This is a genomic window from Francisella salina (assembly GCF_000219045.1).
Lineage (GTDB): Bacteria > Pseudomonadota > Gammaproteobacteria > Francisellales > Francisellaceae > Francisella > Francisella salimarina.
In genome coordinates this window covers 1,703,857-1,724,936 of sequence record NC_015696.1, presented here as the reverse complement: position 1 = coordinate 1,724,936, position 21,080 = coordinate 1,703,857, and the positions used below count along the sequence as shown (strand labels likewise).

The window sequence follows — 21,080 nt, the reverse complement described above, 5'->3', positions numbered from 1 at the left end:
AAGTCTTTGCATTTAACTTTCAGAAGCTTGATTATAACTAAGATTCCAGCAGATAGCTAATAATGCAGTAGCAATTACACAAGAGCCTAATAAGAATATAAATACAGCATCCCAACTTAGCATAGTTGCGATAATACCAATCACTGCTTGAGCTCCAACTGTACCTAAGAAATAGCCAAATAATCCTGTGAATCCGGCTGCAGTACCACCAGCTTTTTTAGGGACTAAGTCCAAGGCTAATATTCCGATCAGAGCGACAGGTCCGTAGATAAGTACACCCATAGCAGATAGTGAAAGTAGTAATATCCAAGCAGTGTCGCTGTACCAGTATACAAACAAAGCACCCATAAATAAAAGCATACATATCACACCCATAGGAGCTCTACGACTACCAAAATATTTATCTGTTATCCAGCCAATTATTATAGTTCCTGGAATCGCAGGTAACTCAAATAATGCAAATCCCAAAAGTCCCGTTGTTGTTGACATGTGTTTAACATGAACAAGGTAATATGTTGACCAGCTTAAAAGACCATATCTAGCACAATAAACAAAAGCATTTGCAAATGCAATTAGCCAAACCCATTTATTATTTAGGACATATTTAAAGAAGATTTCTTTAGCTGAAAACTCTTGTTCATGATGAGCTTCTGAAGTTGTATAGCCTTTGTATACTTCTATAGCTGGTAAACCCACTGATTGAGGAGTATCTGCACCAAAAATTAGAACTAAAATAGATACAAATATACACATTGCACCAGCAACATAAAAAAGGCCGTGCCAGTTATCATGAAATATTAGTAGCCCAATAGGTACAACTGCAATAGCTAAAAATCCAGCACCAACATTATGAGCAGTATTCCAGATTCCCATTTTTGTACCACGCTCATTAGCACAAAACCAGTGTGTCATGATACGCGCACATGCTGGCCATCCCATACCTTGCACCCAACCATTGATAAGCATGGCAATGAATAACACAAGTACGCCTAATGATAATAAGCTAGGTAATATTAGGTTTATAAGCCCTGTGATAAATAATCCAATAGCCAAAAATATCTTTGCATTACTTCTATCTGAGATATTTCCCATCAAAAATTTACTTATACCGTAAGCTATACCTAAACCCGCTCCAATTAGTCCAAGCTCATCTGGAGTTAAGGTTGTAATATATTGTTTTGATACATCGAAACTACTACGACCAAAATAGTACGTAAAGTAACCTATATATGCAACCAAGAACATTCTTAGACGCCAATGAGGGTATGCTTTTTGAATTTGCTCTTTAGCTAATAAAGGCAGAGCTTTTGCTGGTTTAAGGAAATTCATCGTTAATTAGTAAATATTAAACAATAATAGCTTGCTAGTTTAGTTTAAATTTTGGTATTCGGCAATATAAATTAACTGTTTAATTTTAATGTTTTAAATAATGATCAGAATTTTTTTGGAAAAGGAATATTGGGATAGGCAGGTGGTAAATCTAAACCTTTGGCTGCTTCTACACCTCTTAGTATATCTGGTCTATCAGTGATGATACCGTCAACTTTCCAGTCGATTAAGTTGTTAATAACTTTATAATTAAAATCGCTACCTTCATCTTCTGTCCAGCCCCAAGTCACAACTTTGACACCTAGTTTATGAGCCTCTTCAACATCTTTTTTAGTTAGATCTTTTTCATAAGGTTCCCAGAATGTACCACCTAATTTTTTGACCATCAATGGATAATTGTAATTATAGTCTTTAGGATCAAGTGGAGCGGTCCATTTTTGATAATCGGTAAGTTGTTTTGCTTGTTCAGCATTCATTGGCTCTGTTGTATGATCTGTCAAGTATGCTGTTTTGACTTTTGGATTTAATTTCTGTAAATCTACTAGAGCTTGCCATTCAAAAGATTGTACCTCAACATTATCAGTCATATCTGTTTTAACTAAAACCTTATTTAAAGCTTCAGCCATTTCTTCTGCTGACCAGCTTGCATTTGGATCATAAGGGTTGGTTTTTATCTCGATTTGCAGACGAACTCTACTGCCAACATTAGATTTGACATAGTTGATAACTTCTTCTAAGGTTGGCATATGAACATTGTCCATGCCAATATGGTCTGGATACATCTTAGCTGTAGCAGAATTAGGCTTTATATATCCAACTGTGTATTTTTTGACTTGATCTAAAGTGAGATCTTTTATTGGAGTCTTTTCTGTTATCCAATTACCATTTTCATCTTTTGTAAGATCTGGGTTTAGTGTTAAATCGTGTGTTACAACTAAAACTTTGTCTTTAGTCATATTTATATCCATATCAATAACATCGACACCAACACGCATAGCCTCTGTATATGCGGGCAAAGTGTTTTCTGGAGCAATAGGTCTAAGACCTCTATGAGCATAAATATTTATAACATCAGCAGTAGCAATACTAACACTACATACTGCAAAAGTAGCAACGGCGATTTTTTTAAACATTTTGATTTAAGTGGTTTTGGTTTAAAACACAAATATAATTACTTTTTTATTATTAAATAGCAATATTTTTATATCAGAAAAATGGTTTTTTATGATAGTTGTTTACTTTATAATCACCGTAGTGATTTTTATCTTTGATTAGTGATGTCGATTAGAAAAAAAATTATAATTGTATCGATTATATTTGTTATTTTTGTCTTAGGATTTATTTATTATATTAGTAGATCGAGTATTAAAGTAATTCCTGGTTACGTTGATACAGATGTTAAATATATATCTTCACAGGAAAGTGGTAGGCTTCTTAGATTAGATGTAAGTCAAGGAGAGTATATTAGAGAGGGGCAATCATTATTTCTAATTGATTCATCAAAAAATCAGACCTTATTAGATTCAAATAAATTTTTGTACAGTATATCTCAGGCAGTCTCAGAAAATATGTCTAAAGGTAAAAGACAACCATATATAGAAAAGACAGCCATCGATATATCTAATGCTAAAGCAAATTTAGCCGTTGCATCTAAAGAGTATCAGCGCCAACAAATGTTATTAAAAGATGATAGTACTTCTCAAAAAGAATTTGAACAGGCGCAAAGTAAATATATCCAAGCAAATAATCAAGTTGAAGTATTAGAGGTAATGCAAATTATTAATAATTTACCTGCTCGAGAGGATTTGCGAAATGCGGTTGACTTTATGTCAAAATTTATAAATAGCAACTCTAAATATTTACAACAAAAAATCAGTTCAGCAGATGTTAAATCACTAGAAAATGGTTATGTTTATCAGATTTTTTATCACAAAGGTGAAGAAGTACGGGCGTATAGTCCAGTAATGACTATTATTAATCCTAAAGATGTATATATTGTATTTTATTTATCAAAGGATAATTTAGCTAACCTACATATTGGCCAAACTATTAAATTTATTACACCTAATAATAAGAGTTTAGAAGCTAAAGTTAGTTATATCTCACAAAAGGCTGAATATACACCGCCATTATTGTATGGCATAAATTCTGATTCAGAGATTTCTTTTGAAGTGCATGCTAAGGTTGATTACTCCGCAAATAGCTCTGAGATTCATATCGGAGAGCCTGTAAAGGTAGAGCTAGGATGATAAGTGACAAAGAGGATCAACTAATAATAGATGTCAAAAACCTTACCAAAGTCTATGGTGATAAAACGGTAGTTGATAATATCTCTCTGCAAGTTAAGCAAGGGGATATTTATGGTTTTTTGGGACCTAATGGTTCAGGTAAGACAACCTCTATAAGAATGGTATGTGGTCTACTTCCAATTACAAAAGGTGAGGGTACTTGTCTTGGTTATGATATAGGTACTCACGCGAGTATTATTAAACAGCAAGTTGGTTACATGACTCAGAAATTTACACTCTATCCCGATCTTACAGTTAGAGAGAATCTCAAGATTTTTGCGCGACTTCATAGTTTAAAAAATATTAAAGAAGCTGTTGAGAAGACTATAGATAGTTTACAGATAGGTAAAGCTAGAGCAAATCAAAAGGCTTATGAGTTATCAGGTGGTTGGAAACAAAGATTAGCTTTGGGTGTGGCTACGATTCATGATCCTAAATTATTGCTATTAGATGAACCTACAGCCGGAGTAGACCCTAAGGCGCGAAGAGAGTTTTGGGATTATATATCTACACTATCAAGTAAAGGCATCACAACATTGGTATCAACTCACTATATGGATGAAGCAGAAAGATGCAATAAGTTGTCATATATCGCTTATGGAAAGCTGTTATCTAGTGGTACTCAAAAAGATATTATTGATAGCTGTGGTATCAAAACATACAATATTTCAGGCAAAAATGTCTATAGCCTTGTGTTAGAGCTTCAAGATAATACTGAAATTGAGCAAGTGTCAATGTTTGGCAGTAGTGTACATCTTAGTGTTAAAAATAATATTGATATTACACACATTCAAACAAAGTATAATCAATTTGAATGGCAATCAATAGAAACATCACTTGAGGATGCTTTTATATATTTGATGAGTAGCCAAAAGGATAACTTTGCATGAAGTATTTTGATATTAATAGATACTATGCGATTTTTCTCAAAGAAGTTATTCATATGCTTAGAGATAAAGTCACAATTGGACTAGTAATTGGTATACCACTTATTCAGCTAATACTATTTGGCTTTGCTATAAATATGAATCCAAAGCATCTAAGTACAGCAATAGTTAATGCTGATAAGACACTACAAACAAACTATCTAATCGAGAAAATTAATAATACTGGTTATTTTGATATCAAATATCAAGACATCTCAAGAGATGATGCGACAACACTAATGCGTAAAGGTAAGGTACAGTTTATTATAGATATACCGCCTAACTTCTCTAAGCAAGTTTATCGTGGTGAATCTCCGAATATTCTAATAATAGCAGATGGAGCAAATGCAACTTCAAACTCAGGTGCTTTACAAGCTGTTGATAAGGTCAAAGAGATATACAGTCAATACTTTTCTAATAAACAAATACCTCAGCCACAGCCTTTTAATTTTGTAATCCATAATAAATATAATCCAGAGAGTAAAACACAAAATAATATCGTACCAGCATTGGCAGGAGTGATTTTGACTATGACTATGGTTATGGTTACATCTTTGACAATCACACGCGAGAAAGAGTATGGAACTATGGAATCTCTGCTTGCAACGCCAGTCACATCTCTTGAGATTATTTTCGGTAAGATTACTCCATATATTGTGGTTGGCTATATTCAGTTATTGCTTATTATAATATTTGCCAAAGTAATATTTGGAATAACTATAGTTGGTAGTATTTTACTATTACTTATCGCAACTTTTCCTTTCATTATTGCAAATCTCTTGGTGGGTATTACATTTTCAACTATTGCTGACACACAATTACAAGCAATGCAAATGACATTTTTCTTTTTCTTACCATCGATATTGCTGTCAGGGTTTATGTTTCCATTTGATGGTATGCCAGAGTGGGCACAAGTCATAGGTAATATTTTACCATTAACTCATTATCTAAATATTGTCCGAGAAATTCTTCTCAAAGGAGGAGGATTCTTTGATATCCTCAATAGTATTTACCCACTATTGATTTTTATGATAGTGGTTTCGATAATATGTATTAAAAAATACAAAAATACTATTTAGATTATTTAGATGAACTTTAATTCTACTTAAATACAAATTTCTTTTATGGTATCTTTAAGGCTTAAAAATTAGAATCTAAAAAATTAGGAAATAAGTTTGTTAAATTATAAAGAGAATTTTGTTGGCAGGAACATTAAGTCAGATGTATTATCTGGTTTTGTAGTTGCAGTTGCTCTTATCCCTGAAGCTATAGGCTTTTCATTTATTGCTGGAGTATCTCCTACAGTTGGCTTATATACTGCTTTTATATTAGGTTTGATAACAGCTCTTATAGGTGGTAAGCCTGGAATGGTCTCTGGAGCAACTGGAGCGGTAGCAGTTGTGTTAGTAAGCTTAGGTATTCAAGTTAAAGCATCACTTTCTCCTGAGATGCTTCATAGCTTAACAGCTTCAGGAGAATTGAGTAGTTATATCTTACAGTACATATTGTTATGTGCGATTATGGCTGGTGTTATACAAGTTATAATTGGGATACTTCGCTTAGGTAAGTTGATTAGACTAGTACCACAACCAGCGATGTATGGTTTTGTTAATGGTTTAGCGATAGTTATCGCGCTAGCGCAAATACCATTATTTAGAGATGAAGGAATTGCAATGTATGTTCTAGTTGGTGTAACTATGCTGATTGTTTACTTCTTACCTAAATTTACTGACAAAGTGCCTTCAGGTCTAGTAGCAATTATTGTTATAACAGCTGTAGTAGTATTCTTCAAATTACAGACAAAAAATGTCGGAGATTTGGCAGATATCTCTGGAGCATTTCCAAGTTTTGCATTGCCTAATATTCATTTGACTATGCAGTCATTTCTTATAGTATTACCTTATGCTGTGATTGTTGCACTTGTTGGCTTGATTGAATCACTGCTGACATTATCGGTGCTTGATGAAATGGATAATAAGCGTGGTAATGGTAATCAAGAATGTATCGCTCAAGGTACGGGTAATATTGTTTGTGGTTTCTTTGGTGGTATGGCTGGTTGTACTATGATAGGTCAGTCGATAATTAACTTCACAAATGGTGGACGTGGGCGTTTATCATCATTAACAGCAGCATTGCTATTGATATCTTTTGTAGTTGCTCTATCTGGGTATATATCTTATATTCCTGTTGCGGTTTTAGCTGGTATTATGTTTATGGTGTGTATCAATACTTTTGAGTGGGAGAGTGTTAATCGTATCCGTTATATGCCAAATTCAGATAAGGTGGTTTTAGTAGCAGTTACTGTTATTACTGTATTTTCAGATTTAGCGATTGCTGTTATCTCTGGTGTGATTATTTCAGCTTTAGTTTTTGCTTGGAAAAGTTCACAAGTACATAGCCGTACTCACAGAGAAGATGACAATACAAAAGTATATGAGTTTTTTGGACCACTATTTTTTGGTTCAACATCTTCGTTTAAGAGCTTATTTGATGTAAATTATGATCCAGAAAGTGTTATATTAGACTTTGCTAACTCTAGAGTTATGGATATATCAGGAGCCGAAGCAATAGATGATATTACTAAGAAATACTTAGATCTAGGTAAAAAAGTTACGCTTAAACATCTAAGTGAAGATTGTCGTAAAATACTCAAAAGTGCAGGTCCATACTGTGTTTTTGAAGAAATAGATCCAACTTATAAAGTCGCGAGGGATGTCTAATGGAAAAGACTAAAATAAATACTACTAATGCACCACAAGCTATAGGTTCGTACGAGCAAGCTATAAAAGTAGGAAACTTTGTATATACTTCTGGTCAAATACCACTAAAAGCAGATGGCACTATGTCTGGAGAGTGTGTTAAAGAACAAACTACTCAAGTCATGCAAAATCTAAAAGCAGTATTGGAAGCAGCAGGCTCAGGTCTAGATAAAGTAATCAAGGCAACTATCTTTATCAAAGATATGACAGAGTTTAAGCTTATTGATGAAGTTTATGGCTCTTTCTTTAATGGTAATTTCCCAGCTCGTTCATGTGTAGAGGTAGCTAGGTTACCAAGAGATGTGAAGGTTGAAATAGAAGCGGTTGCTTTAGCAGAGTAATGATTTTCTAATATACTATCTCTTAGTGTAAGAGATTATAAAGTTTAAAGCCTAAGACAGTAATTATCATTACCGCAGAAGGGTAGAATGTTAAAGTGAATCCTAAAGCTCTGGCACCAGCACCTTTTCTATAATTGACAAAGAATAATACTCTTCCTAGAGCAAAAGTGATAGCTGCGAAAATGATAGTTGACATACTTTGAGCTGGCATGGTTACAGACCAGGCGGAGTATGCTACAAAAGCTATACATAATTGTTCTAAAGTATTTTGTATTAAAGATTGTAGGATTTTAGCTTGCTGTGATCCTTGTGTTAACCCGCTACCATTTATATCAGTATCACGAAAGAAGCGATATTTTGCTAATCTTGCTACGGCAATTACAAGAAATACCCCGGGAATTATTAAACTATTAAAAGCTATAGTAATTTTATTATCTATTTTTTCCAAATTAAAAACATCACATATTGATCCTATAGCAACTATCAAAATAGATAGAACTATTCCAATTAATAATCCCTGTAAAACGCCTTTTTGTTCATTGGTCATTATATCTAATCCTATATTTTTATCTCTTAGAAGTATTATGATTTCTTAAATGATAACTTGCAAACTTTAGTAAAAACAATTTACTTAGGATATCTTTATAAGATATATTGAAATTATGACTTCTTAATTTTGAGATCAATATGAAAATATTTCGTCATTTATATGCACAGGTTTTACTTGGTATATTTATAGGAGTTTTACTTGGAATTATGACTCCTGAATTTGCAGTAGCTTTGAAGCCTTTTGCAGATGTTTTTGTTAAATTAATCAAGCTGATGATAGCTCCAATTATTTTCCTCACTTTGGTATCTGGTATTGCTGCAATGAAAGATTTAAAAGCAGTGGGTAAGATAGGTGGAGTGGCATTATTGTATTTTTTCTCAATGACTATAGTTGCTCTAATCATTGGGATGTTTACAGCAAATTTATTAAAGCCTGGATTAGGTCTTAATATTGATCCATCTACTCTAGATGCTAGTGCTGCAAAAGCTTATATGGGTAATGTTGAGCATGTAGAGAGTATTCAAGGTTTCTTTATGAATATTATCCCTCATACATTTGTAGGAGCTTTTACAGATGGTGATATTTTGCAGGTACTATTTGTATCAATATTATTTGCTGTTGGCTTAGTAATGTATGGAGAATCAGGCAAGCCAATACTAGATGGTATTCAGAGCTTATCCAAAGTGTTTTTTAAGATAATTCATGTGATAATGCATTATTCGCCGATAGCTGCTTGTGCTGCGATTGGTTATACAATAGGTATGTATGGAGCAGGTACACTGCTTGGATTGTTGGGGTTGTTATTATGCTTTTATATTACATGTTTGATATTTATCTTAGTATTTTTAGGGTTAATACTAAAGCTATATTGTGGCATAAATATATTTAAACTACTTGGATATATCAAGACAGAAATACTTATCGTATTAGGTACTTCATCATCAGAAACAGTTCTACCAAATTTGATGGAGAAACTTGAGAACTTAGGTTGTGATAAATCGGTTGTGGGTCTGGTGATACCAACTGGATATTCTTTTAATTTAGATGGTACAGCGATATATTTATCACTAGCTGCGATATTTATAGCACAAGCATTAGGTATAGAGCTTACTTTGAGTCAGCAGGTTTTTATGCTGTTAATTATGGTGATTAGTTCAAAAGGAGCTGCTGGTGTTACAGGCAGTGGATTTATTATATTAGCGAGTACTTTGAGCGCCTTGGGCGTAGTACCAGTTGCAGGTATTGTGATTATTTTGGGTATAGATAGATTTATGTCAGAAGGGCGTGCTATTACAAATATGATTGGTAATACTATTGGGACAATTATAATATCCAAATGGCAGAAGAAATTAGATATTGATAAATTAAATAGAGAGTTGAGAGGGTAACTTACAGTCTAACAACTCTATCAAAACTTTCCAAAAGCTTAGCATTATGAGTAATAAATATAACAGTTTTATTTTGCATAAGCTTAACTAAGTTTTCAAAAACTAGCCTTTCAGTTTCTTTATCAAGTCCTTCAGTAGGCTCATCTAGGATAAGTATAGGCTTATTTTGTAAGAATGCACGTGCTAAAGCTAGACGTTTTTGCTGACCACCTGATAATTGTCTACCAAGCTCACCAGTCCAAGTATCAAGACCTTTTGGTAGTGATTCAACGTGTTTTTTTAATTCAACTTTTTCTAAAGCCTCTAATAACTCTTCTTCAGTAGCATTATCCTTAGCAATCTTTAGATTCTCTCTAATAGTTGTGTTAAAGATATGTGGAGATTGATTAATCACAGTCATTAGGTTTCTAAGTTGGTCTTCGTTAAATTCTTTGATATTTCTATCGCCGATAGTGACTTCGCCACTACTAACATCCCAGAATCTAGCAAGTAGGTTGATAATGGTAGATTTGCCTTTTCCTGTTGGTGCGAATAGTGCTATTTTTTCATTTTGTTTGATTTTTAAACAAAAATCTTTAAGTACTGATTGCTCTGCATTATATCCAAAATCAACATTATTGAAGCTGATACTATAGTTATCTAAACTAATGTCAGAGTTTGTTGGATACTCAACATCTGCTTTAGCATCTGTAATATTTAATATCCTTTTTGAAGCAGAAATTGTCTTACCTAAATACTGATATGCTAGTGGTAATGGCATAATTGATTCAAACATCGCCATTATCGCCAAGAATATCAAAGCAATAAATGCACCACTTATATAGCCATTTTGAGTTAGTTTGACTGCAAAGACTGTTACCATAACTACAGTTAAGCCTAATGCCAAAGTCATTAAAGCACTACCAAAACCACTTATGAAGCTGATTTTTTCTTCTTGGTTTAGTAGTTCAGAATTTTGCTTTTTAATATTTTCAAAATGCTTGCCTTCTAAGTCAAAGATTTTAAGCTCTGCTAGAGAGTTAACATGTTCTGTGATATTTGTTTTTAATTCTGCACTAGTGTGATTAAGATCTTGAGTTTTTTTCATGGCTAATAGACTACTAACCAATGGTATCACAAAGCCTATTAACAGCAATGCTATAAATGTAAGTAGTGCAAGGCTTAAGCTAAAAAAACTAAATAATATAGCTATAGTTATACTTGCTAAGACAAATACAACGGTTGGGGAAATTATACGAATATATAGATTATCTAATGCACCAATATCATTGACTAGACGTGTAAGTAAGTCGCCACTTTTATATTTGTACAAATGAGAAGGCGCAAGTGGTTCAAGCTTTTGATAGAACCATACACGAATATCTGTGATTATTCTAAAAGTTGCTTCGTGTGTTAGTATTCTTTCACCGTATCTACTTAGTATTCTACCAAGTGAGAAAGAGCGTACACCAGCAGAAGGGTAAAAATAGTTAAATGAAGTTGCAATAGCATAGGTAGTAGTAGCTAAATAACCAGTATATGAGATAAACCAACCAGATAGTGACATTAATCCTATGCCCATAAGTATTGCTGACCATGCAAGTAGGGTACCTAAGAGCATCCATTGAGTTTGATTTTTAAACAGCTTTATAAATGGTATTAGATTTCTCATGCTGTTACCTCATTTCTATAGAAGTTATAGAATTCACTATTTTGATCGCTAACTAGCTCTTCAAATGTTCCTGTTTCAACTATTTTTCCATCTGCTAAGACTACAATTTTGTTAACACACTCTAGGAAGCTTAGTTTGTGAGTTAGCATAATCACAGTTTTATCATTCCAGTTTGATTTAAGTGAGTTGATAATTTTTTCTTCACTATTTTTATCTAAGCTCGCTGTAGGCTCATCGAGAATTAGAATATCATGAGGTTTTAGATATGCTCGTGCTAAAGCTAATCTTTGTGCTTGACCTCCAGATACTCCTATATTCTGCTCACCAACCTCCGTATTTAAACCATTTGAGAGAGAGTTTATAAAGTCATTTAAATCAGTGTTTTGTAAAGCTTGATTTATTTGCTTATCTGTAGCTCTAGCATTTGCCAGTAGCAGATTATCTTTGATAGAACCTTTAAATAATGATGAGTTTTGTCCTAGCCACGAGATATTTCTAAGCCAAGATTTTTCTTCAAGATTTTTGAGCTCAACATTGTTATTAACTAAGATATTGCCTTGATATTTTATAAAACCTAGTAGTGTATTTATCAGTGTAGTTTTACCTGCACCACTAGCTCCAACTATAGCTATTTTTTGTTTGTGATTAATCTCTAAAGAAACATTATCAAGAGCTATTTTATCATCATACTTAACTATCAAATCTTTAATGTTTATAGAATTTACTTTATCGCTAAATATTTCATTTCTTTCTTGATGAGACGGTTGCATCTCAAATATTTTAGAAATTTCTAGAGCAGCACCAACTGCTTCCGCTTTGGCATGATAATGAGTGCTAAGCTCTCTAAGAGGCATAAAAAATTCAGGAGCTAAAAGTAGAATAAATAATCCACCCTGTAAAGTTATATTTTCTAGCGACCACCAAATATCATTACCTGCGCCGGCATTGATAAAGCCCATACCAAGATATATCGCAACAAGAGCGATAGAAGCAGCGGCAAAAAGCTCTAGTACAGCCGAAGATAAAAAGGCAATTTTAAGAACTTTCATTGTACGGATTCTATAGTTATCAGATGCTTCGTAAATAGTCTCGCTGTGAGATTTACTTTTATTAAAAAGTTTTAGAGTTGTAAGTCCTTTTAGAGTATCTAAGAAAGTCATACTCATTCTTGCAAGTGTTTTAAAATGTTTTTGGCTCTCAGATTCTGCACCTAAACCTACCAAGATCATAAATAGTGGTATAAGAGGAGCACATATTAGTAGTAGAATCCCACAGACTATACTTTGTGGAAATATGAATACTAGAATAGCCAGTGGTAATAGTCCAGATAATGTTATTTGAGGTAAAAATTTAGTCAAGAAACCTGTTAACCCTTCAACTTGCTCCATAGCACTAGTTATTATGTTGGCATTAGAAGTTTTATTAAGCTCAATAGGACCAAGGTTATTGACATGAGCTAGGATATCTTCACGAATTTGCTTTTTGACCATTGTTGCGGCTTTGTAGCTTATTATTTCTCGGATCCAGCTTAGACCAGCTCTAACTAGTACAATTACAATAATCAAAACAAAATAAGTACTTAGTTGACCTAAGGTTGAATTTTGTAGATATGCTTCATAAGAAATATGAGCAAGTAAATACAGCTGACCTATTAGTAGTAGGCCACTAAGAAAAGCGATTAATACAGTTAATTTAATCCATTTTTTAGCAGGAGATGCGATATCTTTAAGCCAATTCCTTGCTAGTTTCTTATCTTCTTTAGATGCATCTGATAGCATTAGAAATTCATTAGTTTTTATTTTGTTTTAAATTATAACACAATAGAATTACAAACTTGTTTATCATGTCAAACTAGTGCTGAAATATAGTAAAAAAAAGAGTTTTGTGGTAATTTTTATAATAGTTAATTCATTACCCTGAGGTTTATGGGATGAAAAAAAGATATATACACTTATTTATATTGGGCCTAGTAATAGTACCATTATTTTGTGGGGCTGTTCCTGAAGCTACCTCTATGGATACTCCAGCTCAAAATATAAGTGATGATGGTAGTACAAATCAACAGCAATCAGAAACTGTCAAAACTTTGTCGGATGTCGAGTCTGAAAATAATCAAGCAACTATTAATAACTCCAGTAAGACTCAAACTATGAAAGATGAAATTAGTAATATTGATGATGCAGCTAATGGTTTGACCAGCTAGCTAAATTTAATAAATTTGACGTATAGCTATTAGGAGATTATTTTATGAAAAAAATTAAGATAGCAATTGCCATGGCAACCTTGGGGTTATCTACTTTGTCATTAGGATATGCCGATGACTTTGACTATTCACAAGGAGATTCTTATCAGGTGGGCAAGGAGCTTGGTCAATCAGTTACTCAAGCAAAACAGGATATTATTGAGAAGACTAACAATGCTTCACAATCTATGAATCAAACATATAATGATGTTAAGAATAAATTTTCAGAAACAGCTAATCAGATAGTAGATCAGGCAAATAAAAGTCAAGAAGTTATAAAAGCAAAGGCAAGTGATGCATCAGATACTTTGAATGATATGACTAATAGCGCCCAAACAAAAGTTCAAAACTTTAAAAAAGGATTTGATGAAGGTACAAGTGATAATCAAGCCAGTAGCGGCGCTACGATGGTTTTTTAAATAGTTAGAGTAGAATTTTTATGAAAATGTTTAAGAAAATTTTTGGGAAAATTAATGTTCCATTAATTATTTTCCTAGTATTAGTGGGTGGATTGTTATTTGTTGCGAATATGAAGAATCAACCTGTAAAAGAAGCTAAAGAAAAAGTAAATAATGCTGTGGATAATGTCTCTAAGTCACTTAATAGTGCAGCAAAAAGCAATAGTAGCCCAATAGAATCATAGCTGTAGATTTATCTAAAAGTAAAAATAGTAGGGTTGATTTTTATTTTTGTAACTACTTTATATAGTAGATGAATATTCCAATATATCATTGATATGCTTGAGGCAATTGCTAATCCATATACACCCCAGTATATTGTAAAAATACTTCCTAATACGATATTTAGAATTAGTGCAATATAAAATGCAAAGCAAGTACTTCTTTCAAACCCTGCCATGTTAAGAATAGTTGCTACACAGCCAGAAAGGACATTAATAATTTGCCCAATCATTAGAATACAGAAAATAAAGTATGATGCTGTATATTGCTCTCCATACATCAAAGTTATTGGATAACCACAAATAATAAGCCCTAGAATAGCGAGAATAGAAAGAATAAATATTATTCTAGTATATGATGATATCTTTTGTTGAAATATCTCTCTAGAATTATTTTTGTAGTCATCTGCTATCTGTGATAAAACATTTGAGTTGACAGCATTTAATACAAAGCTTACTAAAGCACTGAGCTGTAGCGCAACACCGAATAGCGCTACATCACTAGGACCTGATAATCCTTTTAAAATGATAATATCAATCTGTGATAGAAGTAATAATCCCCATTGCATCAAAGCAAAAGATAAATTGCTACCAACAGGTTTGGCACTTTCGAAACTATATTTAGATGTTTGGATAAGCCATATAGATGTAACATATATGGTCATAAAAATCATCATTGTGCCAATAAGCATTGCAGTATCATTAATGTATAAAACTATAAAAGCTATAGTTAAAAATAGCATAATAAGTCTTAATCCAAGTTGCATTAAATTGGCAAAAACAACGACTCTTCTTGCGACAAAGAATGATTGGAATATATTTGCCATAAAAAATGGTACGGCAAATAAGAGTGCAAAATTTTCTATAGAATTATCATGGTGTTCAGAGTGATTATAAAAAGTTATTAGAGCAATCAATATGATTACTATTGCAAAGCCTCGTTTAAAGTACCAGTTGTGGACTCGATACGTTTCTTTATGGCGCTCAAAGTTGCTTTTTAGGTCAGATTTACCCCAAGTTCTAGCTAATATGCCTCCGGCTCCCATAGTTGCTATTACTGCTATGATAGTAGCAACTGTAACTCCAAAGATATAAAAGCCATAGTCTTTTATATTCAGGTGGCGAGCCAATAGTATAGCCGTAATAAATGCACATGCTTGACCCAAAGCTTGAACTACCATTGTTTGCAAAGATTTAGATAGTATATGATTAGAACGTATTTTATTTATCAAGATTAGCTAAGTAGTTTATTTTTCAATTAATTTAACAAGATTTTAACAGTAAAGAGCAGATAATATAAGGATAATTTTGACTAGATTACTTTGTTTGTGTATTGAATGTCTCTAGTGCAAGAGCAAGAGAACCTTTGACGCCTGTATTATCGCCAAAAGAAGCAGGTACTATAAAGCTATCCATATCTTTTAATGCAGGATAATCAAAGTAGTTATTTAAGTATTGTTTCACATTTTTACGAATCATATCAAACAAGATTGTTTTATGCATTACACCACCTCCAAGAATAATCTTTTCTGGAGAAAATGCACATATATAGTTTACCAATGCTTTTGCTAGATATTCTGCTTCAAATACCCATGCAATATGATCATCGTTAAGAGCTCCTGCATGAGCAACTTGCCATCTTTTATTTATAGCTGTACCAGAAGCTAGACCCTCTATACATGTGCCATGAAAAGGGCAACAGCCCTCGAATTTATCTTTAGGATTTTGTGGGATGAAAAGATGACCAATCTCAGGATGCATAGCTCCTTGGACTAATCTATTATTACATATAACACCGCCACCAACACCAGTACCAACTGTTAGATATAAAAGATTTTCTAAATCTTGAGCACAACCCCAAAGTTGTTCGCAAACTGCCGCAGCATTTACATCTGTATTAAAACCAATCGGTCCTTTATATACTGACTTTATAGCTCCAACGATATCAAAGTTTTGCCATGCTATCTTAGGGGTGTTTGTAATATATCCATAAGTTTTAGATTTAGTATTAATATCAATAGGTCCAAAACATGCCAAACCTAGGGCTTTGATCTCATAGTTGTTTTGATAACCTGCTATTATCCTAAGAACTTCAGACATTGTTTCTTCAGGAGTGGTAGTATCTGTACGATGACGTTCAATTACATTTCCATCAAAATCACCAATAGTTGTAAAAAACTTGGTTCCACCAGCTTCTATACCTAGTAAATGCATATCAATTGATTTAAATAGTGTATTCAATATTCTAAATAGTATCACTGATAAGCTTACTTTAGAATTATTTGATTGAATGTTTATTAAGTTTTTGAGAAGTTTATTTTTGATTTTTTAATTTATCAGTAAATATTTTCAGGTCTTTTTTTTCAAAGTCATATTTTAATTCATTATTAGCTTGAGCTAGACAGTTTGATAGATATCCTTTTATAAAATTAATGCTATTATCATTCTCCAGTTGTTTAGAAATATGAAGAAGACTTTTTTGGATGCGTTTTGCTACCTGAAGATTATTGCTTCCATAAATTCTTATATATTCAAATCCACTTTTTATAAAACGATCTATCTCAATACCCTCAACATAAATATTTTTATAAATAACTTTGGTAGTAGAGTCTGTATGATCAATTAGATACTTCAAACAACGATTAAGCGAATCAATAATATTAATAGCAGTTCCAGGATCATTTGTTCCAGGACTTAAAGCTTTAGCTGCGATTTCACTGAGAGTTTCTACTCCAAATATTGGATCTTCAATAAAGTTTTTTTCATTAGAGATAATAAAATTATCAGTAATTTTGCTAAGCATCTCTTTAGATAAATATTTGGGAGATTTGATATAAGCTATAATTTCAGAGCTAGCTAAGTGTTCTCCTTTGTATTTTACAATGTATAGTTTTGCATTTAGTTTTTCACAATGCTTGTTTAGAAGTTCTAGATGAATTTCATTAAGAAATCCATAATGATCAGAGTAAATTGGTAGTGCCTCTTCTGGTATTCTTTCTTTATCCAGCTTATTACAGTACATGTACGGATTTTTTGTATATTGTTTAACTGTAGAAAAAGCTTGTTTCTCTGTTTTTTGCAAGATAGTTTTTATTTGTCCAAGTTTTGCAATATTGTCAATCCATACAATAAACGTAAGAATAACCCATATAAATACGAGTATGGTAATAATAAATATTAAAAAGATTCCTGTTTGATTAAAAATTCCAGATTTAAGACCAATAGTAGCAACAACCCCATATATAAAAGCGCCGATAAAGGTTGATGTAGCTTTATGAGAGGTGCTGTCTCTTAGAAGTATAGATAGTACTCTAGGTGTTCCGGATTGACTAGCTGATGTATAAGCTGTAACTATAGCACCCACAGCAAAAACCATTGCTGCAATCATACTATTTGTAATTATAGAGAGTAGGGTAGTAACAGTATCTTTATTAATAGTTGTAGAATAGAAATTTATACCTATTTTCTGAAATAGATAACAAAAATATATTGCTAAAGTTGCAACAACACAATAAGCTGCAGGTTTAAACCACAATTTACTTCTAAGTATATATATCTGATGTTTTACAAGGTTTATAAATTTTGACATTATTTAATCTTCCATAATATTTCCCTGATGAAATTTCATTTTCCAATCATTATCTACTTTAATCCAAATAGAGCATCTATGGTGTTTTTGAGGGCTATCTAAATTTATAGTTTTATATGTTACCAATACTATATGCTCATTAAGCTTATCAATCTCAAAGCTATCATTAACTATTTTTATGTTAATTTTAGCTGGTGAGAATGTGGATTCTAAAATGTCTTTTTTTGTATAGAAATATCCAGATTTTCCAAACTCTTTAAAGTCATCCATTAAAACTCTAGATATATATTTATAATCAAAGCGAGTTTCATAGGATAGTAAAGATTGCTCTAGATTAAGAAGAAGTTGACAAAGAGAAGTCATAGGATTATTTAATAACAGAAATTCCACCCATATAGTTAATGAGTGCTTCAGGAATCATGATAGATCCATTTTCTTGTTGGTAATTTTCAATAATAGCTAGTAATGTTCTACCAACTGCTAAACCAGAACCATTTAAAGTATGTACTAATTCAGGTTTCTTCATACTTGGATTTTTGTGTCTAGCTTTCATACGACGTGCTTGGAAGTCTCCGCACCAACTACATGATGATATTTCTCTATAGGTATTTTGAGAAGGTATCCATACTTCTAGATCATAAGTCTTTTTCGCACTAAAGCCCATATCTCCTGTACAAAGTTTGACTACTCTGTATGGTAGGTTTAGTTTTTGTAGTACTTTTTCTGCATGAGATGTTAATAGCTCCAAAGATTCTTCACCTTTATCAGCTGTAGTGATATGGACCATCTCAACTTTCTCAAATTGATGTTGACGAATTAAACCTTTAGTATCACGCCCATAAGAACCAGCCTCACTTCTAAAACATGGTGTGTGTGCTGTGTAGTATCTAGGTAGAGATTCTGTATCTAAGATTTCATCTTTTACTAGATTTGTGATAGGTACTTCTGCCGTTGGTATTAGGCTATATTCAAAGTCACCTTCTAATTTAAACAAATCTTCAGAGAATTTAGGTAACTGGCCTGTTCCATATAAACTATCATTATTTACCATATATGGCACATATAATTCTTCATAGCCATGCTTTTCTGTATGCATATCTAACATGAATTGTGTCAATGCACGATGAAGCTTAGCAATTTTACTTTTTAGAACTACAAAGCGACTACCTGTGATTTTCGCTGCAGCTTTGAAGTCAATCATATTGAGTATTTCACCTATATCTGCATGATCTTTAGCTTGAGCTTCAGGATGAAATTCACGAGGAGTCCCCCATTTTTTTATCTCGACATTTTCACTCTCATCCTTACCAACTGGTACATCATCAGCTGGAAGATTTGGCATTGAAAGAAGAGTGTTGTTTATACAATCTTGAAGGTCTTTTAGCTCTTTTTCGATTACTTTTAGTTCATCGTTAATATCATTAACTTTGGCAAAAATATCACTAGCATCTTCACCTTTAGACTTTCTTTTACCTATTTCTTTGGAGATAGTATTACGTTGAGATTGAAGCTCTTGAGTTCTCTCTTGAAGATTTTTTCTTTTTACTTCTTGAGCTTTGAATTCTGCTATATCAAACTGATAACCTCTGGTTGCGAGTTTCTCAGCTACTTCTTCTAAATTATCTTTAATATATTTAGCATCAAGCATTTTGTCTGAAATCCTTATTTTTCAAAATTAAAAATAGTTTTGCCTGTCATTTCTTGAGGCTGAGTAATATCCATCACATTAAGTATAGTTGGAGCAATATCAGATAACTTACCATGCTCTAAAGCTACTTGAGCTTTTTTGTGTCCAACATATACAAATGGTACCAGACTGGTAGTATGAGCAGTATGAGGTTTTTGTGTTTTAGGATTGACCATCATATCAGCATTACCATGATCTGCAGTAATGAACATGTTACCGTCATGTTCAAGTATTGCGTCTTTTAACCTCGCTAAACATTTATCAAGATATTCAATTGCTTGCATTGCTGCTTCATAGTTACCAGTATGACCAACCATGTCTGAGTTTGCATAGTTGCAAACTATACAATCATATTTACCATTATTGATAGCGTCAACTAATTTGTCAGTAACTTCCGGAGCAGACATCTCTGGTTGTAGATCATAAGTGGCAACTTTTGGAGAAGGAATTAAGATCCTATCTTCACCTTCGAATTGATCTTCCTTACCACCATTAAAAAAGAATGTTACGTGAGGATATTTTTCAGTTTCAGCTATTCTTAATTGAGTCTTATGATTCTTCATTAACACTTCGCCAAGAGTATTTATTGGCTGATCCGGTGGGAATGCTACACTGCATTTAAGTTTTGAATCGTACTCTGTAAGAGTTGTGAAGTTTATGTTTAAATGTCTGTCTTTCGGGAAATGATCAAAGTTTTCATCTGTGAAAGCATGAGATATTTCTCTAGCTCTATCAGCTCTGAAATTCATAAAAATAACACTATCATTATCTTCAACTTTTATCAGTTTTCCATCTTTTTGGATACAAGTTGGAATGACAAATTCATCAGATTGATCTCTAGCATAAGACTCCTCTAGAGCTTCAAGCGCAGAATTACAAACAAACTCGGCATCTGCATTGACTATTGCGTTGTAAGCTTTTTCAACTCTATCCCAACGATTGTCTCTGTCCATTGCATAATATCTACCACTGACGCTGGCGATATACCCGATTTCTAAGTCTTGTAATAACTTGTCTGTTTTTTTGATAGAGTCTTCAGCGGAGCGCGGAGGAGTATCTCTACCGTCTAAGAAAGCATGTAAGTATACTTTTTTGACACCTTTTTGCTTGGCAATTTTTATCATTTCAAAAATATGTTCTTCGTGAGAATGAACTCCGCCAGGAGAGAGTAGACCCATTAAGTGAAGGTTTGAATCTTTTTGGATAACATTGTCAATAGCATCACAGATGGCTTTATTGTCACCAAAAGTTTTTTCTTCGATTGCTTTGTCAATTTTTGTAAGCTCTTGATAGACCACTCTACCACAGCCAATATTTACATGTCCAACCTCAGAGTTTCCCATTTGGCCTCTAGGTAACCCAACTTCTAAGCTAGATGCGCTAATTAATGTTTTAGGAAAATCTTGCCAAATGCTATCCCAGGTAGGTGTATTTGCATTTCTGATGGCATTGAAGTAATCACTTTCGCTGTAGCCCCAACCATCCAAGATCACTAAAAGAGTAGTTTTTTTCATATTTATCCTCAAAAACTTTTAACTTTTGAAATTATTTTTAAATACGATTGTCATTATAACTTTATATTTGGAGTTTGTCTGCTTTGATACAAAAAAATGAAATGTTTTTATCTTTTATGTATTTTCCTAATATTATT

The 21,080-nt window shown here is 32.9% G+C and carries 20 protein-coding genes; 9 read left to right on the top strand and 11 right to left on the bottom strand.

All coding sequences use genetic code 11. The annotated features are described in order from the left end of the window. Positions 1–12: 12 nt before the first annotated feature. Together F7308_RS08460 and F7308_RS08455 are read right to left on the bottom strand one after the other, a co-directional pair. Positions 13–1,329 carry an MFS transporter gene (locus F7308_RS08460; protein WP_013923450.1) on the bottom strand — a complete coding sequence of 439 codons (1,317 nt, stop codon included), beginning with the start codon at positions 1,327–1,329 and terminating at the stop codon, positions 13–15. Positions 1,330–1,433: 104 nt separating this feature from the next. Beyond that, positions 1,434–2,468: a glycerophosphodiester phosphodiesterase gene (locus tag F7308_RS08455; protein WP_408610314.1), complete on the bottom strand. Its 1,035-nt coding sequence runs from the start codon at positions 2,466–2,468 to the stop codon at positions 1,434–1,436. Between the two features lie 138 nt (positions 2,469–2,606). Here F7308_RS08455 and F7308_RS08450 point away from each other — a divergent pair, with 138 nt between their 5' ends. The 5 genes from F7308_RS08450 (at position 2,607) to F7308_RS08430 (ending at position 7,643) form a co-directional block, all read left to right on the top strand. Continuing rightward, positions 2,607–3,578: an HlyD family secretion protein gene (locus tag F7308_RS08450; protein WP_013923448.1), complete on the top strand. Its 972-nt coding sequence runs from the start codon at positions 2,607–2,609 to the stop codon at positions 3,576–3,578. Continuing rightward, a complete protein-coding gene (locus F7308_RS08445) occupies positions 3,575–4,507 on the top strand; it encodes an ABC transporter ATP-binding protein (protein WP_013923447.1) in 933 nt (310 codons plus the stop codon). The genes F7308_RS08450 and F7308_RS08445 overlap by 4 nt, the downstream gene beginning before the upstream one ends. Then, a complete protein-coding gene (locus F7308_RS08440; protein ID WP_013923446.1) occupies positions 4,504–5,622 on the top strand; it encodes an ABC transporter permease in 1,119 nt (372 codons plus the stop codon). Before F7308_RS08445 ends, F7308_RS08440 begins: the two co-directional genes overlap by 4 nt. A gap of 96 nt (positions 5,623–5,718) precedes the next feature. Continuing rightward, the gene (locus tag F7308_RS08435) at positions 5,719–7,263 is read left to right on the top strand and encodes a SulP family inorganic anion transporter (RefSeq protein ID WP_013923445.1); all 1,545 of its coding nucleotides are present in this window, start codon (positions 5,719–5,721) and stop codon (positions 7,261–7,263) included. Further along, a complete protein-coding gene (locus F7308_RS08430; protein WP_013923444.1) occupies positions 7,263–7,643 on the top strand; it encodes a RidA family protein in 381 nt (126 codons plus the stop codon). Before F7308_RS08435 ends, F7308_RS08430 begins: the two co-directional genes overlap by 1 nt. A 22-nt stretch (positions 7,644–7,665) precedes the next feature. Here the strand turns inward: F7308_RS08430 and F7308_RS08425 are convergent, their stop codons facing one another. Then, positions 7,666–8,190 (bottom strand): MAPEG family protein, encoded by a 525-nt coding sequence (locus F7308_RS08425; RefSeq protein WP_013923443.1) that lies wholly within the window; start codon positions 8,188–8,190, stop codon positions 7,666–7,668. 140 nt (positions 8,191–8,330) lie between these two features. On the opposite strand from F7308_RS08425, the gene dctA reads away from it, so the two are divergent. Beyond that, positions 8,331–9,581, top strand: a complete 1,251-nt coding sequence (gene dctA / locus F7308_RS08420) for a C4-dicarboxylate transporter DctA (protein ID WP_013923442.1) — start codon at positions 8,331–8,333, stop codon at positions 9,579–9,581. A 1-nt stretch (position 9,582) separates the two neighbouring features. Here dctA and cydC read toward each other — a convergent pair whose 3' ends face one another. Further along, positions 9,583–11,232, bottom strand: coding sequence for a heme ABC transporter ATP-binding protein/permease CydC (cydC, locus tag F7308_RS08415; protein ID WP_013923441.1), 1,650 nt, complete (start codon positions 11,230–11,232; stop codon positions 9,583–9,585). Continuing rightward, positions 11,229–13,010, bottom strand: coding sequence for a heme ABC transporter permease/ATP-binding protein CydD (cydD, locus tag F7308_RS08410; RefSeq protein ID WP_013923440.1), 1,782 nt, complete (start codon positions 13,008–13,010; stop codon positions 11,229–11,231). Before cydD ends, cydC begins: the two co-directional genes overlap by 4 nt. Before the next feature lie 152 nt (positions 13,011–13,162). Here cydD and F7308_RS08405 point away from each other — a divergent pair, with 152 nt between their 5' ends. The 3 genes from F7308_RS08405 to F7308_RS08395 are packed head-to-tail and all read left to right on the top strand — an operon-like array spanning position 13,163 to position 14,117. Continuing rightward, a complete protein-coding gene (locus tag F7308_RS08405; protein ID WP_013923439.1) occupies positions 13,163–13,435 on the top strand; it encodes a hypothetical protein in 273 nt (90 codons plus the stop codon). A 44-nt stretch (positions 13,436–13,479) separates the two neighbouring features. Next, positions 13,480–13,893, top strand: a complete 414-nt coding sequence (locus F7308_RS08400; RefSeq protein WP_013923438.1) for a hypothetical protein — start codon at positions 13,480–13,482, stop codon at positions 13,891–13,893. A 20-nt stretch (positions 13,894–13,913) separates the two neighbouring features. Further along, a complete protein-coding gene (locus F7308_RS08395; protein ID WP_013923437.1) occupies positions 13,914–14,117 on the top strand; it encodes a hypothetical protein in 204 nt (67 codons plus the stop codon). A gap of 8 nt (positions 14,118–14,125) precedes the next feature. Here the strand turns inward: F7308_RS08395 and F7308_RS08390 are convergent, their stop codons facing one another. The 6 genes from F7308_RS08390 to gpmI all read right to left on the bottom strand — a co-directional run bounded on the left by F7308_RS08390 (position 14,126) and on the right by gpmI (position 20,943). Next, positions 14,126–15,385 (bottom strand): lipopolysaccharide biosynthesis protein, encoded by a 1,260-nt coding sequence (locus tag F7308_RS08390; RefSeq protein ID WP_041263811.1) that lies wholly within the window; start codon positions 15,383–15,385, stop codon positions 14,126–14,128. Positions 15,386–15,470: 85 nt separating this feature from the next. Then, on the bottom strand, positions 15,471–16,367 hold the full coding sequence (locus F7308_RS08385) for an ROK family protein (RefSeq protein WP_013923435.1): 897 nt from the start codon (positions 16,365–16,367) through the stop codon (positions 15,471–15,473). Between the two features lie 100 nt (positions 16,368–16,467). Further along, positions 16,468–17,742 (bottom strand): DUF2254 domain-containing protein, encoded by a 1,275-nt coding sequence (locus F7308_RS08380; RefSeq protein ID WP_013923434.1) that lies wholly within the window; start codon positions 17,740–17,742, stop codon positions 16,468–16,470. Between the two features lie 3 nt (positions 17,743–17,745). Then, on the bottom strand, positions 17,746–18,105 hold the full coding sequence (locus F7308_RS08375) for a nuclear transport factor 2 family protein (RefSeq protein WP_156796602.1): 360 nt from the start codon (positions 18,103–18,105) through the stop codon (positions 17,746–17,748). Positions 18,106–18,109: 4 nt separating this feature from the next. Next, entirely contained in the window at positions 18,110–19,390 is a 1,281-nt protein-coding gene (gene serS / locus F7308_RS08370; protein WP_013923432.1) for a serine--tRNA ligase, read from the bottom strand. A 14-nt stretch (positions 19,391–19,404) separates the two neighbouring features. Next, entirely contained in the window at positions 19,405–20,943 is a 1,539-nt protein-coding gene (gpmI, locus tag F7308_RS08365; RefSeq protein ID WP_013923431.1) for a 2,3-bisphosphoglycerate-independent phosphoglycerate mutase, read from the bottom strand. Positions 20,944–21,080: the final 137 nt, after the last annotated feature.

Bases quoted from the DNA above. Each gene is read 5' to 3' on its own strand.
- F7308_RS08385 (WP_013923435.1), bottom strand. From the start codon at position 16,367: ATGCATTTACTAGGTATAGAAGCTGGTGGAACCAAGTTTTTTACAACT.
- cydD (WP_013923440.1), bottom strand. From the start codon at position 13,010: ATGCTATCAGATGCATCTAAAGAAGATAAGAAACTAGCAAGGAATTGG.
- F7308_RS08380 (WP_013923434.1), bottom strand. From the start codon at position 17,742: ATGTCAAAATTTATAAACCTTGTAAAACATCAGATATATATACTTAGA.
- serS (WP_013923432.1), bottom strand. From the start codon at position 19,390: ATGCTTGATGCTAAATATATTAAAGATAATTTAGAAGAAGTAGCTGAG.
- F7308_RS08405 (WP_013923439.1), top strand. From the start codon at position 13,163: ATGAAAAAAAGATATATACACTTATTTATATTGGGCCTAGTAATAGTA.
- F7308_RS08460 (WP_013923450.1), bottom strand. From the start codon at position 1,329: ATGAATTTCCTTAAACCAGCAAAAGCTCTGCCTTTATTAGCTAAAGAG.
- F7308_RS08450 (WP_013923448.1), top strand. From the start codon at position 2,607: ATGTCGATTAGAAAAAAAATTATAATTGTATCGATTATATTTGTTATT.
- F7308_RS08400 (WP_013923438.1), top strand. From the start codon at position 13,480: ATGAAAAAAATTAAGATAGCAATTGCCATGGCAACCTTGGGGTTATCT.
- F7308_RS08430 (WP_013923444.1), top strand. From the start codon at position 7,263: ATGGAAAAGACTAAAATAAATACTACTAATGCACCACAAGCTATAGGT.
- F7308_RS08445 (WP_013923447.1), top strand. From the start codon at position 3,575: ATGATAAGTGACAAAGAGGATCAACTAATAATAGATGTCAAAAACCTT.
- F7308_RS08395 (WP_013923437.1), top strand. From the start codon at position 13,914: ATGAAAATGTTTAAGAAAATTTTTGGGAAAATTAATGTTCCATTAATT.
- cydC (WP_013923441.1), bottom strand. From the start codon at position 11,232: ATGAGAAATCTAATACCATTTATAAAGCTGTTTAAAAATCAAACTCAA.
- F7308_RS08440 (WP_013923446.1), top strand. From the start codon at position 4,504: ATGAAGTATTTTGATATTAATAGATACTATGCGATTTTTCTCAAAGAA.
- gpmI (WP_013923431.1), bottom strand. From the start codon at position 20,943: ATGAAAAAAACTACTCTTTTAGTGATCTTGGATGGTTGGGGCTACAGC.
- F7308_RS08425 (WP_013923443.1), bottom strand. From the start codon at position 8,190: ATGACCAATGAACAAAAAGGCGTTTTACAGGGATTATTAATTGGAATA.
- dctA (WP_013923442.1), top strand. From the start codon at position 8,331: ATGAAAATATTTCGTCATTTATATGCACAGGTTTTACTTGGTATATTT.
- F7308_RS08375 (WP_156796602.1), bottom strand. From the start codon at position 18,105: ATGACTTCTCTTTGTCAACTTCTTCTTAATCTAGAGCAATCTTTACTA.